A 15,168-nucleotide genomic window follows, 5' to 3' on the forward strand; every position below is an offset into this window, starting at 1 on the left:
GAACAGTAGACGGCGGCCGATCCGGGGCGGCCGAGTTCGATGGGGATGTCGGACAGACGGCCTCCGGCAGCACCTTTGGTCGAGCTGCTTGATCTCAGATTTTTCTTTGGTCTCGTCTGTCTCTGGTGTCACATCGTGGCGTGTTATGTCGGTGGTCGCACGTATGTTCGAGTCATGGGATCGGATGTGGTGGCCAGCCGGGAGTCGGTGCAGCATGCCCTCTCCGATCGCGCCGCGTCGGTCAAAGCACTGTTGGATGCCGACTTCTCGGTGTTCGACACCGCCGAGCTGTTGGCGTTGCAGTCCGAACGCGACCAACGCGCCCGCGCCGATGCGGTCATCGATGCCCGCATCCAGGCCGCAATCATGCAGCGCAGCACCGCACATGAGATCGGCGCCAAATCCTGGGCCGATGTCCTGATCACCCGGATGCGCCTGTCCGCCCGCGAGGCCGCAACCCGGGTGCGCCGCGCCGAACAACTGGCCCCCAGACGGTGCGTGACCGGGATCCTGCTCGATCCCGCGCTGCCGTTGTGCGCCCAGGCCTTGGCCGACGGCGACATCAACGAAGGCCACGTCACGGTGATCGCCGAAGCGGTGCGGACGGCCACCAAATACGTCGATGCCACCAAAGCTGCGGAGCTCGAAAAGATCCTGATCCCGGTCGCCCGCGTGAGTAGCCCCGAGACGGTGCACGCCACCGCGGTACGGGCGCTCTACCTGATGAATCAGGACGGTCTGGGCCCGGATATCGCCCGCCACAAACGCGGCATCACCGTGGGCACGCAGGATCCTGACGGGTTGACCCGCATCACCGGCTGGGTCGATGCCGAACTGGCCGCCTACCTGGGCACGGTCAACGACACCTGGGCCCGCTCCGGAATCAACAACCCCGAGGACCCCCACTCACCGGCCAACCCCGAGACCGACGCGGATTCCCAGGCCGGGGTCGGTCCAGATGCGAAAGACACTGCCGTGCAGCCCGACCCGGCTGCACCATCCAAGGATCCGTCCACGCTCTGGGAACAACTGCCCCTGCCCACCGATCTGGGTGAACTGGCCGACCGAATCGAGGCCGTTGACGCTGCCGCCGCAACCGCGGCGTCCCCCGCACCGGCACTGCCACCGCTGACCGGGCCCGCCGGCCGCGACACCCGCACCGCTGCGCAACGCAACCACGACGCCCTCAAAGCCGTCCTACGCGACACCATCGCCTCCGGACGCCTCGGCCAACACAACGGGCTACCGGTCACCGTCGTGGTCTCCACCACCCTGGCCGAACTCGAAACCGCCGCCGGCATCGCGGTCACCGGCACCGGCACCCTCATGCCCATGGCTGACCTGATCCGCCTGGCCGAGCACGCCCACCACTACCTGGTCGTCTACCGACACCACACCGCCGAACCGCTCTACCTGGGCCGCACCAAACGCCTGGCCACCAAAGCCCAACGCCTACTGCTCCACAACCGCGACCGCGGCTGCACCCGCCCCGGCTGCACCCGATGCGCCAACCACTGCCAAGCCCACCACGCCCAACCCAGCTGGGCCCGCGGCGGACGCACCGACGCCCCCACCCTCGGGCTGGGCTGCCCACCGGACAACCGCCTCGCCGAACTGGGCTGGACCACCGCAATCGACCCCACCAGCGGCCGAGTCCACTGGCACCCACCACCACTACTGGACACCGGCAGCGACACCATCAACCACCACTTCCACCCCGAAGAACTACTCAACCACCCCGAAGAAGCGGTGGATGATCTTGAGCGACAGGACGATTCGGGATGAACGGTGCGTCACTCCGCGGGCTTGACCGCCAGCACCGGCTTCGGGCACTCCAGGATGAGCTTCTGCGCAACGCTGCCCAGCAGCAGCTTGCCCACCGGACTGCGATGTCGGATCCCGACGACCAGCACTTCGGCGTCCGGAGCGTCCATCGCGGTCAGCAGCTCGTCGACCGCGTCCACCCCGACGGGCTGACGCAGTTCGAATTCGACACCACACCCGGCGAGCCGTGCCTCGACATCGCGAACCTCCGCGCCGCCGGCGAACCGCGAATCCACGTAAGACTCACCGGAGGTCGAGTTGATCACCAACAGACTCGTCTTGCGCAGTTTCGCCTCGGCGATGCCGTGCTCCAACGCGGCGTGCCCGAACTGGTCTGCGGTGTAACCGATGACAATCACTGTTGCTCCTCACACAAGCGTCGGTCGGTCACAGCTGGCCGGCCTTCGTCTTCTGGTCCTTGTCGTCCTCGACGATCAACAGGCTCTCCTCGCTGCGGTTGAACAGTCGCAGCACCAGCGGGGCCAGCAGCAGCAGCGCCATGAGGACATAGGTGACGATCGCGACCGGCTCGGTGAACAGGCTGCTCCAGTCGCCGCCGCCGAGCTGCAGGCTCTGTCGCAGCTGGCGCTCGATTCGCGGGCCGAGGATCACACCGATGATCAACGGCAGCACCGGAAGTCCGAATCGGCGCATCATCAAACCCATCAACCCGAAGATCAGCAGCAGCAACAGATCGAGCGGTTGCAGGTTGACCGCGAAGGCTCCGAGCGCGGCGAAGAACAGGATTCCGGCGTACAGGTACGGCCGAGGGGTGCGCAGCAGCTTGGCCCACAGCGGCGCCAACGGGAGGTTCAGTGCCAACAGCATGAAGTTGCCGATGAACAGACTGGCGATCAACGTCCAGATGAGCAGCGGTTCCTTGTCGAACAGCGTGGGGCCGGGCTGGATTCCGTAGGAGACAAACGCGGTCAGCATGACGGCCGCGGTGGCATTGGTCGGCAGACCCAGCGACAGCATCGGCACCAGAGTGCCTGCGGCCGAGGCGTTGTTCGCCGCTTCCGGGCCGGCGACACCCTCGATGGCACCCTTGCCGAACTCCTCGGGATGCTTGCTCAACTTTTTCTCGGTGATATAGCTCAAGAAGGTCGGCAACTCCGCACCACCGGCGGGCAGCGCACCGAACGGGAAACCGTACGCGGTACCGCGCAGCCACGGCTTCCACGACCGCTTCCAGTCGCTCTTGCCCATCCAGGGCCGCCCGACCGGGATGACATCGGCCGGACGCCGGCGCAGATGGGCGCACACCCAGAGCGCCTCGCCGACGGCGAAGACCGCGACGGCGATGACGACGATGTCGATACCGTCGGCCAGCAACGGCACGCCGAAGGTGGCCCGGTTCTGACCGGTCAGCGAGTCGATACCGACGATGCCGATCGCGAGACCGAGCAGCAGCGAGATCAGTCCGCGCAGTTTCGAGGAGCCCAGCACCGCGGTGACCGCGACGAGTGCGAACAACATGATCGCCAGATACGAGGGCGCACCGAGGGTGACGGCGAACCGGGACACCACGGGCGCGAAGGCGGCCAGCAGTACGGTGCCGATGGCGCCCGCGACGAACGACCCGATGGCGGCGGTGGCCAGCGCCTGTGCGGCGCGGCCTGCCTTGGCCATCTTGTTGCCCTCGATCGCGGTGATCACCGACGAGGATTCACCGGGAGTGTTCAGCAGGATCGACGTCGTCGACCCGCCGTACATGCCGCCGTAGAAGATGCCCGCGAACATGATGAAAGCCGCACTGGGGCTGACGTTGTAGGTGATGGGCAGCAGCAGGGCCACCGTCATCGCCGGCCCGATGCCCGGCAGCACGCCGACCGCGGTGCCCAGCAGCACGCCGATCGCGGCGTACAGCAGATTCATCGGGGTGGCCGCCTCGGCGAACCCCTGCAGGAGCCAGTTGAAATTCTCCATTTACAGGATCCCATCCAATATGCCGGCGGGCAGCGGGATTCCGAGCCCGGAATAGAACGCATAGAAGCTCACCAGCGCCAGCACGACGCCGATCGCGATATTGCGGACGTAGTGGCGACTGCCCAGCACGGTGGCGCAGCCGGCGAAGAACAGCGCGCTGGTGATCGCCCAGCCCAGCGGGTTCACCAAGACGATCAGCATGACGAACAGCCCGATGAGCATCCCCACGGTGCGCCAGTCGCTCGGCATGTCCGGATCGATGTCCTCACCGGCATCGGCCTCACCGCGCGACCCCCGCGGAATCGCGACGGCCAGGACGACGGCCATCACCAACAGCCCGGTACCGATGAGGATCGGGAAGAACCGCGGCCCGATGGGATCCACCTCGGCATAACCACCGGGCATGGACAGTGCGTCGTAGATGAGGAATGCGCCGACGGCGACCATCACCACACAGACGATGTACTGCGCGTAATCCGGCCGCACCTTCTCGGCCTGCACTTCGGTACTCACACCAGCCCCAGATCGGTCAGCGTCGTCTCGACCCGGCGATCCTGTTCGGCAAGGAACTCCTCGAATGCCGGACCGGTCAGGAACGCATCCGTCCACCCGTTCTTCACCAGCGCTTCCTTCCATGCATCGGTTGCGTGCAACTCTTCGAGCACCTTCACCATCGCGTCGCGGTCGGAATCCGAGATGCCGGGCGGGGCAAGGATTCCGCGCCAGTTCGTGAAGGTCAGATCGATACCGGCCTCCTGCAGCGTCGGGGCATCGACACCCTCGACACGCTCACTGCCGGACACCGCGAGAACCCGGACCTGGCCGGCTTCGATCTGGTCGACGTATTCGCCGAGACCGGAGGTACCTGCTGCAATCTTGTTGCCCAGCAAGGCAGTCAGCAGATCGCCACCACCGTCGTAGGAGATGAAGTTCACCTTGGTCGGGTCGACACCGACGGCCTTGGCGGTCTCCATCGGGAACAGGTGGTCGGGACCACCGGGGTTGGACCCACCACCGACGGTGACCTTGGACGGGTCGGCCTTCCAGGCGTCGACGAAGTCCTGCACCGTCCGGAACGGGGAATCGGCCGGGACCAGGATGCCCTCCTGCTCCTCGACGACCTTCGCCAGCGCGGTGGCGTCCGAGGCGCGGGCGCTGGACCCGTTGGTGAACACCGCACCGACCACACCGAGGCCCATCATCATCATGAGATCGCCGTTGCCCCGCTCGTTCATCAAGCGCGCCATCGCGACGGTGCCACCGGCGCCGATCACGTTGAACACCTCGACCCGACCGGTGATCTTGTCGTCTTCCATGATCTTGACCGCGGTACGCGCCGTCAGGTCGTAACCGCCACCGGGACTGTTCGGCACCATCATCCGCAACCGGTGTAATCCGGACTCATCGCCGCGGGTGACCCCGCAGGCCGAGAGCACCAGCGCGGCGACCAATGCGATGACCAACGAGACCGTGATCCGCCGGCCGCCGGACTGCCCTACGTACATATCGACCCCAATCAATTGTGATGCTCAGCAATACTGGACCCTGCTGGTGACTCAGGTCACTCATATGAACGCAAAGGAAGTTGTGGTCATTAAGAACACGAGTTGGGGACGCAGCCTCGGCGGTCAGTTCCTGGCGTTTCAACTTGTCGTCGTGGCCGTCGTCCTGGTCGCGGTGGCCGCGGTCTCGGTCGCGCAGTCGACCAGCGAGTTCCGCGAGGTGCGAGGTCAGCGAATGATCGCTGTGGCCGAGAACATGGCGTCGACCCCGATCGTCCGCGAACGTTATGACGACCCGTTCGCCGCACGCACCCTGGCGCCGGAGGTGGACCGGGCGGTGGCCCTGTCGGGTGCCGACCTCGCCGAGATCCTCGGGCCGGACGGCACCGTGCGGGTCTCCTCGGACCCGTCACGGATCGGCGCCCCCACCGACCTGGGGCCAAGCCGCGCCGACGAGGGCCGCGCCTGGTTCGGTGACGAGGATGTGGCGGGCTCACACAGTCTGGTCGGGCAGGTGCCGATCCTGTCCACCGATGGCGAGGTGCTGGCCGTGGCATCGGTCAGCGAGGGTTACCCGTCGACATGGGAACTGCTCAGCGGCGCGGGCGAGCGGCTGCTCATCTACCTCGGACTGGGCGCCGCGCTGGGCCTTGCCGCGTCCTGGCTGCTGTCCCGGCGGATCAAGCGGCACACGCGCGGGTTGGAGATCGCCGAGATCGCCGGGCTGGCCGATCATCGGGAGGCCTTGCTGCACAGCATTCGTGAGGGTGTGGTGGCGGTCAACACCGACGGCATCATCACCGTCGTCAACGACAGCGCCCAGCGACTGCTCGGTATCGGCCCCGATGCGGTGGGCCGGCGCGCCGATGAGGTGGGGCTGGAACCGGCGGTGGTGGAGTTCTTGCTGTCGGGCTCCGGTGAACACGCCGACGAACATGACGTGGTGATCGCGACCGGCAGTCACATCCTGGCCCTCAATCGCAGCACCGCCCTGAGCCAAGGGCGCAGCCTGGGTACGGTCACCACCATGCGCGACAGCACCGAACTGGCTGCCCTGCAGGCACAGTTGTCCTCACACCGCAGCGTCACCGATACCCTGCGGGCCCAGACCCACGAGTTCGCCAACCAGCTCCACACCATCTCGGGCCTGGTCCAGCTGGGCGAGTTCGATGCGGTGCACAATCTGGTCGGCACGCTCACCCGCCGGCGAGCCGAGATCAATGATGCCGTCACGCAACGGGTTTCCGATCCCGCGGTGGCCGCCCTGCTGATCGCGAAGACGTCCCTGGCCGCCGAGAGCGGGGTGCTGCTGCACCTCGATCCCGGCAGCCGCCTCGGCGCGCTGTCACCGGCGTTGGCCACCGATGTCATCACGGTCCTCGGCAACCTGATCGACAACGCCGTCGAGGCGTCGGTGGGATCGGATCCAGCCAGGGTCACGGTGCGGATCGAGGATCGGGACGGGCTCGTCATCAGCGTCAGCGACACCGGTCCCGGTGTGCCGCAGGCGCTTCGAGAGGAGATTTTCGCCCGCGGGGTCACGTCCAAGACCGCCGGCGGGCCCGCCGAGCAGCGCGGTATCGGGCTGGCGCTGGTGCGGCTGGTGACCGCCCAGCACGGTGGACATGCCGAGATCGGCGATGCCGAGGGCGGTGGCGCGTCGTTCGTGGTGCGCCTGCCCCGGGCGAGCGAAGCGACGGGAAAGACAGCACAGGCGAGCGAAGCGACGGGAAACAAGTCCCAGGCGAGCGAAGCGACGGGAGTGCCCGGTGCGTGACGTGCTGATCGTCGACGACGATTTCATGGTCGCCGACATCCACCGCCGGTTCGTCGAACGCATCGACGGGTACCGCCCCGTTGCCGTGGCCAGCAGCGGTGCCGAGGCGCTGATGAAGGCGGCCGAGCTGCGCCCGGCGCTGATCCTGCTCGATGTCTACCTGCCGGACATGACCGGCCTGGAGGTGTTACACCGGCTGCGGGCCGGCGGTGATCACGTCGGGGTCATCATGATCACCGCCGCCAGGGAACTGGACACCGTGCGTGGCGCGCTCGACGGTGGCGCGGCCGACTACCTGATCAAACCGTTCGAGTTCGATCAGCTGCGCGCCAAGCTGGTGGCCTTCGCCACCCGCGCCGACGCGCTGGCCGCCGAGGGCGGTGTGGACCAGAGCATGGTCGACGCACTGTTCGGCGGTACGGCCGCCGCGGACACACCCGATGTGCTGCCGAAGGGTCTGGGCGCCGAGACGGGACGGCTGGTTCTCGACGCGGTGCGTGGTGCCGGCGAGGTGTCCGCGGCCGAATGTGCCGACCTGGTCGGGATCTCGAGGGTGAGTGCGCGGCGTTACCTGGAGCACTATCTGAGCACCGGTGTGGTGGAGCTGCGTCTGCAGTACGGGTCGGGGCGGCCCGAGCGGCGCTACCGAGTGCCACGATGACGAGTAGATTCTCGGTGTGGCACCCACCGTCCTCTTCCTCCACAACGATCCCATCGCCACCGAGGCGATGCTGGGGAACGCTTTCACCGACGCCGGTTTCGATGTGTCGACCTTCACGGTCGTGCCCGCCGAGCAGGCCGACTCCCCCGCGATCGACATCACCTTCCCCGACCCGACCCACTACGACGTCATCGTCCCCCTCGGTGCGCGGTGGCCGGTGTACGACGAGGCGCTCAAGGCCACGTGGGTCGGCGCCCAGACCGAGCTGGTCCGTACCGCGGCCGCGGCGGGAATCCCGACGCTGGGTGTCTGCTTCGGCGGGCAGCTGCTCGCCCAGGCCTTCGGCGGCACGGTCGAGCGCTCGGCGCTGCCCGAGATCGGCTGGTATGACATCGTTTCGGATCAACCCGAACTGATCCCGCCCGGCCCCTGGTTCGAATGGCATTTCGACCGTTTCACGTTGCCGCCCGGCGCGGTCGAGATAGCCAGAACGGCAACGACATTGCAGGCGTTCGCGCTGGGACGCACCGTCGGGCTGCAGTTCCACCCAGAGCTGGACCCGCAACTGCTGGAGATCTGGCTCGACGATGACCGTGATGCCGGTGAGGCCGGAGCGCTCGGCGTGAGTCACGACGAGTTACGCGCACGCACCAGGGATATGCACCAGGACGCGGCCCGACGCCTCCACGCGCTGGTGAACGGGTTCCTGGCCTATACCGCGCGTCAGCCGTGCCCCAGTTCGTGAGCCAGCGCGGCGTCCACGGTGGGCCGGCGGAATCGGTGTCCACGCGCCTCCAGCTTGGCGGGCACCACCCGTTGATCGGCCTCGGCCAGTTCGCGGGCGCCCTGCGCACCGAGCAGTAGCTTCGGCCCGAACGAGGGCACCGGCAGCAACGTCGGGCGGTGCAGCACCCGGCCGAGTGCGGCAGTGTATTCGTTGTTGCGCACCGGAACTGGTGCCACCGCGTTCACCGGACCACTGAGTTCGGTGTCATACAGCGCACGGTGGTAGATGTCGAGCAGGTCGTCGAGCCCGATCCAGGCCAACCACTGCCTACCGCTGCCCAACCGTCCGCCGAGGCCGGCCGCGAACAACGGCCGCATCAGCCGCAGCGTCCCGCCGTTGGCGGATTGCACCACTCCGGTGCGGACGTTGACGACCCGGATGCCTGCGTCGGCCGCCGGCGCGGTCGCGGCCTCCCAGTCGGCCACCACATCGGCGAGGAAACCGTCACCGCGGGACGCGTCCTCGGTCAACAGCGAGTCGCCGCGCTCGTAGCCGTAGAAACCGACGGCCGACGCGCTCACCAGTACTCGCGGTCCGTTCTCGGTCGCGGCGGCCAACTCGGCCAACGCGCGGGTCGGGCCGATGCGGCTGTCGCGGATGGCCCGGCGGTGCGCATCGGTGAAACGGCCGGCGATCGACGCGCCGGCCAGATGGACGACCGCGTCGACACCGGACAGCAGATCCGCCGCAGGTTGGTCCGGATTCCACTGGCGCTCATCGGCATTGGTGGCAGGTCCGCGGACCAGCCGGATCACCCGATGCCCACCGCTGCTGAGAAAGGCACTCAACGCGGTGCCGACCAGACCTGAGGAACCGGTGACGGCAACGGTCAGCGGTGTCAGTCCGGCCGCGGCGGCATCCCGGTGGGCGGCCAGATCCTCGGCCAGCTGCGTGTGCCGGTAGACGAACATGGGGCGCAGCGCGGCGGCAGGAACCACCGTCTCGACGTGATCGGAGACCCTGGTACCGGAGCCCTCCGCGGCGAAATCGTGGGTGTGTCGCCACGTTCCGACGGCGCGCACCGGCCAGGTGATCGGGCCGTCGCTGGACAGCACGTCGACGAACCGGTGTGGCGGGTCGTACTCGTCGGCTTGGTGCTGGGCAACCCAGCGCAGGCCGCCGGGCAGACCGAGTACGGCTTTGCCATCGGCAAGCGACTCGGTCTCGGCGACGACCGTCATCGGCTGCCATGGCGGAACCAGGCGCCGCATCGCGCCGGGGCGGCTGTGCCAGGCGAAGACATCGTCGATCCGATGCGGGACCACGCTGTCGAACTCGATGCTCACGGGTTACGCCGGTCCGTTGGATTCACGGGCGCGGGGATACCCGGGCACGGCTGTGATCAAACCCGCCGGGCCCTGCCGTCGATCAACTCTTGGGCGGGGCGTCCGGATCGGGTGAGATGTCGACCGCGCCGCCGGCATCGCCGCCGTCCTCGGTCTCCGAGTCCGTTTCGGTCTCCGAATCGGTGGCGCCCGTCGAGTCGGTGTCGGTGACACCGGCGATCTCGGGGTCGGACTCGGCTGCCGAATCGGACTCTGGCTGGGTCACGGTGACCTCGTCTTCCGGGTAGTCCTCGACGGCATCGGGCACCGACTCGGCCGCGATGACCGTGTCCTGGTCTTCGGTGTCGTCGGTGTGATCGGCGTCGGTGTGATCGGTGTCGTCATCGGTGCCGCCGCGCCGCGCGCGCAGCGCGTCGGCGATCAGCAGCAACACACCGATGACGCTGGCACCGATACACACCCAGGCGATCAGCTCGTTGCTCGTCACGACCGCGGCCACCAGGGCCGCGAGGCCGACAAGAGCCAGAACCAGCGCAATGATCAGCATCGACGAAGCCTAGTGGGTGCCGACCCGGTCAGTTCGCGCCGCGGTTGAACTGGTTGAAACCGCCACCCTCGTTACCGGCCGCGGAATCGACCGGTGCCGCAGAACCGCGCTGGCCCAGCTCTTCGAGCTGCGATTCCAGGTAGGTCTTGAGCCGGGTCCGGTACTCGCGCTCGAAGGTGCGCAACTGCTCGAGGCGACCTTCCAGCACGGTGCGCTGCTGGTTGATGGTGCCCATGATCTCGGAGTGCTTGCGCTCGGCATCGGCCTGCAGGGCGTCCGCCTTCTCCTGAGCCTGACGCAGCTGCGTCTCGGAGCGGTTCTGCGCATCGGAGAGCAACGCGTCGGCCTTGGCGCGCGCGTCGGCGACCGTGGTCTCCGCGGTCTGGCGCGCCTCGGTGACCAGTGCGTCGGCCTGGGCCCGCGCATCGGCGAGCAACTTGTCCGACTCGGCCTTCGCGGTGCTGGTCAGGCGATCGGCAGTGTCCTGGGCCAGGCTCAGCACCTTGGCCGCACGGACGTGATGATCCTCCGACACCGGGGCGGCCTGGGCCACCGGCTGCGGCGCGGCGGGCGCCTCGTAGACCGGCTCGGGCTCGGGCTCGGGCTGCGGCGCCTGGTAGGGCGGCAGCGTCTGGGTGGCGGCCACGCCACCGCCGGCACGCGCGCCCGCCAGTTCGGAATCGAGCTCGGAGACGCGCTGACGCAGGTCGGCGTTCTCCTCGATGAGCCTGGTCAGCTCGTTCTCGACCAGGTCGAGGAAGGCGTCTACCTCGTCCTCGTTATAGCCACGTTTGCCGATGGGCGGCTTACTGAACGCGACGTTGTGAACGTCGGCTGGAGTGAGCGGCATTCTCTGCCCCCTTGAAGTCTGGACCGTCAACCGGTTTCAAAGTGTAAAGCGTCGGTAGAAGTAACTGGCGTCCATCCTGTCACAGCTGACCCGGCGGTTGCACAGGAGCCTCATAATTAAGAGCGAAATTCAATCTCCCACGCCGCAGCCGACCGCCGCTGTACCAGGTCAGGCGGTGCCGGCCGCCGCGCCGAAAGCCAGCTGCATGCCGATGAACGCGACCAGCAACAACACCATGATCGAGAGATCGAATCGGACGGCGCCGATCGTCAGCTGCGGGATGAGCCGGCGCAGCAGTTTCACCGGCGGATCGGTGACGGTCAGGATGAGTTCCAGGATCACCACCGTCGCACCGCGCGGATGCCAATCCCGACTGAAGGACCGGATGAACTCGACAACGACCCGTGCGATCAGCAACAGCCAGAAGACGAACAGGGCGAAACCAAGGATTTGAAAGACCATCGACAAGGGAGCCGAACCTCACTACGGCGGATGAGCAGGGCAGGTAGAGCGACATTCGGGCACAGAAGCGGACTTCATGCCCTCGACGTCAGCCTACCTGCCACTCCGGCTGGGGTTCTGGCCCCCAGCGGACGAGCTCGTGCTCGCCCTACTGGTAGGCGTAGAAGCCGGCCTCGGCGATCCGGCGCCGCTCTTCGGCACTGACGTCGATATCGGCCGGCGAGAGCAGGAAGACCTTGGTCGCGACCTTGTCGAACGAACCGCGCAGCGCGAAGGCGAGTCCGGCGGCGAAGTCGACGAGCCGCTTGGCGTCGGCGTTGTCCATCGACACCAGGTCCATGATCACCGGGGTGCCGTCGCGGAAGCGCTCACCGATGGTGCGGGCCTCGCTGTAGTCCTTCGGACGCAGCGTGGTGATCTTGGCCAGCGGACTGCCCTCCTCGAAGAGCGCGGCCATCCGGCGCGGCTCCATGGCCAGGGCGCTCGCGCCCCGGGTCGGTGCGGCGAACCGCGGTGCGGGACGGTCGAATTCGGGGCGCGGGGCGCGCAGGCGGCCCTCGAAGCGAGGTGCGTCACCATAGCCGCCGCGGTAGGCGCCGGGGATGTCGTCGTACTCGCGGGACGGGACGCGGTCCTCGAAGCCGCGGACGTCACGCGGGTCGCGGCCTTCCCGGCCGTAGCTGTCCTCGTCGAAACGGTCTTCGGCGGCGCGGCGCGGGTACCCGCCGCGGGCGGGGCGCTCGTCGTCGTAGTACTCGTCGTCGTAATCGTCCATCGGCGCCATACCGAAGTAGGCCTTGACCTTGTGCAGAGTGCTCATCGCCTGCCCCTTTAACGACTTGTGTCTGTGTTGTCTGTGATGAAGATGTGACTGGAGTGACTACTCAGGGTGACGTTAGAGGACGTTGCCCCATCAACGCGGTTCCGACACGCACACACGTGGATCCGTGTCGCACAGCAATCTCCATATCGCCGGACATCCCCGCCGACAGACCCAACGGGTGCCGATAGGACCGCTGCACACGGTCGTGTTCGGCGGCCAATCTGACGAATGCCTCCTCGGCGTCCCAGTCCAGCGGCGGGATGCCCATCAACCCGGCGAACTCGAGGGCATCGATGGCATCTATTGCGGCACAGAGCTCGTCGACCAGATCGGCGTTGCCGATGTCGACCCCACCGCGATCGGGATCACCGTCCAGACTCACCTGCAGATAGACCCGCAGCGGCGCCGCGCGCTGACCGTCGGCCAACGCCTGTTCGGCACCACCACCCAGCGCGGCGATCACCTTGGCGCTGTCCACCGAGTGAACGGTGTGTGCCCAGCGGGCTATCGCGCGGGCCTTGTTGCGTTGGATGTGACCGATCATGTGCCAACGGATCTGGTCACCGGGGAACTGTGCGGCCACATCGGCGACCTTGCGTGCGGCCTCCTGCTCGCGGGACTCACCGAAGTCCGCACACCCCAACCGATGCAGGATGGCCACATCGGTGGCCGGGAAGAACTTGGTGACCGGCAGCAGTTCGATGTCGTGGACCCCACGGCCGGCCGCCTCGGCGGCCCGGGCCAACCGCGCCCGCACCGCCGCCAGCGAGCCGGCCAACTCCGAATCGCGGTGCTCGCTCATTGCATCCACACCAGCGAGGCAAGGCGGCCGGTCGGCGCGCCGCGCCGATGACTGAACAGCGCCCGGTCGGAGACCGTGCAGCGCGGATCCACATCGATCGACGTCACGCCGAGGCGCTGCAGCTGACCCACCAGCCCGGCCCGGATATCGAGCCCCGGTGTGCCGCGGGCGGTCCGGCACCGGCTGCCCGGCAGCGTCTTCTCCACCTCGGCGGCCATCTGCTCGGGCACCTCGTATTGGCGACCACTGACCGCCGGTCCGAGCAGCACCGACACATCGGCGACCTGTGCGCCCGCCTCGACCATCTTCTCCAGGGTGCGCTCCACGATGCCGAGCTGCGCACCGACCCGGCCGGCATGGGCCGCGCCGATGACTCCGGCGCGGGCGTCGGCCAGCAGCACCGGGACGCAGTCGGCGGTGATCACGGCCAGTGCCAGACCCCGCGCGGTGGTCACCACCGCGTCGGTATCGGGCAGCGCCGCAGGCTGCGGACCGTCCACCACGGCGACGCGGTCAGAGTGGACCTGGTTCATCCACACCACCGCATCCGCGGCGAGACCGAGTGCGTCGGCAAGCCTGCGACGATTGGCCGCTACCGCAGCCGGATCGTCGCCGACGTGATCGCCGAGGTTGAACGTGTCGAATGGCGGCTTCGACACCCCACCCGCGCGGGTGGTGGTGACGCGCCGGACCCGGACGGGCACGTCCGCGTCAGTGGCGCATGAACGGCGGCACGTCGACGTCGTCATCGGAGATGCCACCGTCGTCGGGCCCGCCGATCTTCACCGTCGCGCCGTTGGTGTGCGCCGGCACCGACATGGCGTCGGCCGGCTCGAAGATGCTGGAGCGGACCTTGCCGGCCGTGCCGGACGCCACACCCGAGGTGCCTTCGCCGACAACGGGTTTACGGCTCGGTCCGGTGCTGTCGAAACCGGCCGCGATGACCGTCACACGCACCTCGTCACCGAGTGAATCGTCGATGACGGTGCCGAAGATGATGTTGGCCTCGGCATGGGCGGCTTCCTGCACCAGCGAGGCGGCCTCGTTGATCTCGAAAAGGCCCAGATCGCTGCCGCCGGCGACCGAGAGCAGCACGCCCTGGGCGCCCTCCATGGAGGCTTCCAGCAGCGGGGAGTTGATGGCGATCTCGGCGGCCTTCAGCGCCCGTCCGTCACCACGCGCCGAGCCGATGCCCATCAGGGCGGTGCCCGCCCCGCTCATCACACCCTTGACGTCGGCGAAGTCGACGTTGATCAGGCCGGGGGTGGTGATCAGGTCGGTGATGCCCTGCACGCCGTTGAGCAACACCTCGTCGGCGCTGCGGAAGGCATCCATCAGCGAGACCGCGGCGTCACCCATCTGCAGCAGACGGTCGTTCGGGATGACGATCAGGGTGTCGCAGCTCTCGCGCAGCGAGGTGATGCCATTCTCGGCCTGGTTGGAGCGGCGCTTGCCCTCGAAGGAGAACGGCCGGGTGACCACGCCGACGGTCAGCGCGCCGAGCTTGCGCGCGATGGTGGCGACCACGGGGGCGCCACCGGTGCCGGTGCCACCACCCTCGCCTGCGGTCACGAACACCATGTCGGCGCCGCGCAGCAGTTCCTCGATATCGTCCTTGGCGTCCTCGGCGGCCTTGCGGCCCACCTCGGGGTCGGCGCCTGCGCCGAGACCGCGGGTGGAGTCGCGACCGACATCGAGTTTGACGTCGGCATCGCTCATCAACAATGCCTGCGCATCGGTGTTGATGGCGATGAACTCAACGCCCTTGAGTCCGTGCTCGATCATCCGGTTGACGGCGTTGACGCCGCCGCCGCCGATGCCGACCACCTTGATAACGGCGAGGTAGTTATGCGGGGGGGTCATCGGTCGCCTTTCCTGCCCATTGGAGCCTGCCCGTTGGAGTACTTGTCTTCGGTGT

The 15,168-nt window shown here is 67.6% G+C and carries 16 protein-coding genes; 4 read left to right on the plus strand and 12 right to left on the minus strand.

What is annotated here, in order from left to right:
* Nucleotides 1-174: 174 nt before the first annotated feature.
* On the plus strand, nucleotides 175-1,785 hold the full coding sequence (locus FBY28_RS25950) for an HNH endonuclease signature motif containing protein (RefSeq protein ID WP_216847481.1): 1,611 nt from the start codon (nucleotides 175-177) through the stop codon (nucleotides 1,783-1,785).
* Nucleotides 1,786-1,793: 8 nt separating this feature from the next.
* Here FBY28_RS25950 and FBY28_RS03720 read toward each other — a convergent pair whose 3' ends face one another.
* Genes FBY28_RS03720 through FBY28_RS03735 form a run of 4 tightly spaced genes read right to left on the minus strand, consistent with a single transcriptional unit; the run spans nucleotide 1,794 to nucleotide 5,258 of the window.
* A complete protein-coding gene (locus FBY28_RS03720) occupies nucleotides 1,794-2,183 on the minus strand; it encodes a universal stress protein (protein WP_141864352.1) in 390 nt (129 codons plus the stop codon).
* A gap of 28 nt (nucleotides 2,184-2,211) precedes the next feature.
* A complete protein-coding gene (locus FBY28_RS03725; RefSeq protein WP_019513246.1) occupies nucleotides 2,212-3,753 on the minus strand; it encodes a tripartite tricarboxylate transporter permease in 1,542 nt (513 codons plus the stop codon).
* A complete protein-coding gene (locus FBY28_RS03730; RefSeq protein WP_141864355.1) occupies nucleotides 3,754-4,266 on the minus strand; it encodes a tripartite tricarboxylate transporter TctB family protein in 513 nt (170 codons plus the stop codon).
* Nucleotides 4,263-5,258, minus strand: coding sequence for a Bug family tripartite tricarboxylate transporter substrate binding protein (locus FBY28_RS03735; protein WP_141864357.1), 996 nt, complete (start codon nucleotides 5,256-5,258; stop codon nucleotides 4,263-4,265). Before FBY28_RS03735 ends, FBY28_RS03730 begins: the two co-directional genes overlap by 4 nt.
* Nucleotides 5,259-5,322: 64 nt before the next feature.
* Between FBY28_RS03735 and FBY28_RS03740 the strand changes: the two genes are divergently transcribed.
* The 3 genes from FBY28_RS03740 to FBY28_RS03750 are packed head-to-tail and all read left to right on the plus strand — an operon-like array spanning nucleotide 5,323 to nucleotide 8,438.
* Complete coding sequence (locus FBY28_RS03740; RefSeq protein ID WP_141864359.1) at nucleotides 5,323-7,032, plus strand: sensor histidine kinase; 1,710 nt, start codon at nucleotides 5,323-5,325, stop codon at nucleotides 7,030-7,032.
* On the plus strand, nucleotides 7,025-7,693 hold the full coding sequence (locus FBY28_RS03745; protein WP_141864360.1) for a response regulator: 669 nt from the start codon (nucleotides 7,025-7,027) through the stop codon (nucleotides 7,691-7,693). Before FBY28_RS03740 ends, FBY28_RS03745 begins: the two co-directional genes overlap by 8 nt.
* A gap of 16 nt (nucleotides 7,694-7,709) precedes the next feature.
* On the plus strand, nucleotides 7,710-8,438 hold the full coding sequence (locus FBY28_RS03750) for a type 1 glutamine amidotransferase (protein ID WP_141864362.1): 729 nt from the start codon (nucleotides 7,710-7,712) through the stop codon (nucleotides 8,436-8,438).
* On the opposite strand, the gene FBY28_RS03755 is transcribed toward FBY28_RS03750, so the two are convergent.
* The 8 genes from FBY28_RS03755 to ftsZ form a co-directional block, all read right to left on the minus strand.
* Nucleotides 8,417-9,766 (minus strand): TIGR01777 family oxidoreductase, encoded by a 1,350-nt coding sequence (locus tag FBY28_RS03755; protein WP_141864364.1) that lies wholly within the window; start codon nucleotides 9,764-9,766, stop codon nucleotides 8,417-8,419. The two genes, FBY28_RS03750 and FBY28_RS03755, sit on opposite strands and share 22 nt — an antisense overlap.
* Before the next feature lie 82 nt (nucleotides 9,767-9,848).
* Entirely contained in the window at nucleotides 9,849-10,313 is a 465-nt protein-coding gene (locus FBY28_RS03760; RefSeq protein WP_174241498.1) for a hypothetical protein, read from the minus strand.
* 28 nt (nucleotides 10,314-10,341) lie between these two features.
* A complete protein-coding gene (wag31, locus tag FBY28_RS03765) occupies nucleotides 10,342-11,163 on the minus strand; it encodes a DivIVA-like cell division protein Wag31 (RefSeq protein WP_141864367.1) in 822 nt (273 codons plus the stop codon).
* A 168-nt stretch (nucleotides 11,164-11,331) separates the two neighbouring features.
* Complete coding sequence (locus FBY28_RS03770; RefSeq protein ID WP_019513255.1) at nucleotides 11,332-11,625, minus strand: YggT family protein; 294 nt, start codon at nucleotides 11,623-11,625, stop codon at nucleotides 11,332-11,334.
* A gap of 148 nt (nucleotides 11,626-11,773) precedes the next feature.
* The gene (locus FBY28_RS03775; RefSeq protein WP_141864369.1) at nucleotides 11,774-12,445 is read right to left on the minus strand and encodes a cell division protein SepF; all 672 of its coding nucleotides are present in this window, start codon (nucleotides 12,443-12,445) and stop codon (nucleotides 11,774-11,776) included.
* Nucleotides 12,446-12,509: 64 nt separating this feature from the next.
* Complete coding sequence (locus FBY28_RS03780; RefSeq protein ID WP_141864372.1) at nucleotides 12,510-13,250, minus strand: YggS family pyridoxal phosphate-dependent enzyme; 741 nt, start codon at nucleotides 13,248-13,250, stop codon at nucleotides 12,510-12,512.
* The gene (gene pgeF, locus FBY28_RS03785) at nucleotides 13,247-13,954 is read right to left on the minus strand and encodes a peptidoglycan editing factor PgeF (RefSeq protein ID WP_141864374.1); all 708 of its coding nucleotides are present in this window, start codon (nucleotides 13,952-13,954) and stop codon (nucleotides 13,247-13,249) included. Before pgeF ends, FBY28_RS03780 begins: the two co-directional genes overlap by 4 nt.
* 7 nt (nucleotides 13,955-13,961) lie before the next feature.
* A complete protein-coding gene (gene ftsZ, locus FBY28_RS03790; protein WP_141864376.1) occupies nucleotides 13,962-15,113 on the minus strand; it encodes a cell division protein FtsZ in 1,152 nt (383 codons plus the stop codon).
* Nucleotides 15,114-15,168: the final 55 nt, after the last annotated feature.

Source organism: Arthrobacter sp. SLBN-53, assembly GCF_006715585.1.
Classification (GTDB): Bacteria; Actinomycetota; Actinomycetes; order Mycobacteriales; family Mycobacteriaceae; genus Mycobacterium; species Mycobacterium neoaurum_A.

Excerpts from the sequence above, each read along its gene's own strand:
- FBY28_RS25950 (WP_216847481.1), top strand. The coding sequence starts at position 175 with ATGGGATCGGATGTGGTGGCCAGCCGGGAGTCGGTGCAGCATGCCCTC.
- FBY28_RS03725 (WP_019513246.1), bottom strand. The coding sequence starts at position 3,753 with ATGGAGAATTTCAACTGGCTCCTGCAGGGGTTCGCCGAGGCGGCCACC.
- FBY28_RS03735 (WP_141864357.1), bottom strand. The coding sequence starts at position 5,258 with ATGTACGTAGGGCAGTCCGGCGGCCGGCGGATCACGGTCTCGTTGGTC.
- FBY28_RS03740 (WP_141864359.1), top strand. The coding sequence starts at position 5,323 with ATGAACGCAAAGGAAGTTGTGGTCATTAAGAACACGAGTTGGGGACGC.
- FBY28_RS03760 (WP_174241498.1), bottom strand. The coding sequence starts at position 10,313 with ATGCTGATCATTGCGCTGGTTCTGGCTCTTGTCGGCCTCGCGGCCCTG.
- wag31 (WP_141864367.1), bottom strand. The coding sequence starts at position 11,163 with ATGCCGCTCACTCCAGCCGACGTTCACAACGTCGCGTTCAGTAAGCCG.
- FBY28_RS03770 (WP_019513255.1), bottom strand. The coding sequence starts at position 11,625 with ATGGTCTTTCAAATCCTTGGTTTCGCCCTGTTCGTCTTCTGGCTGTTG.
- FBY28_RS03775 (WP_141864369.1), bottom strand. The coding sequence starts at position 12,445 with ATGAGCACTCTGCACAAGGTCAAGGCCTACTTCGGTATGGCGCCGATG.
- FBY28_RS03780 (WP_141864372.1), bottom strand. The coding sequence starts at position 13,250 with ATGAGCGAGCACCGCGATTCGGAGTTGGCCGGCTCGCTGGCGGCGGTG.
- ftsZ (WP_141864376.1), bottom strand. The coding sequence starts at position 15,113 with ATGACCCCCCCGCATAACTACCTCGCCGTTATCAAGGTGGTCGGCATC.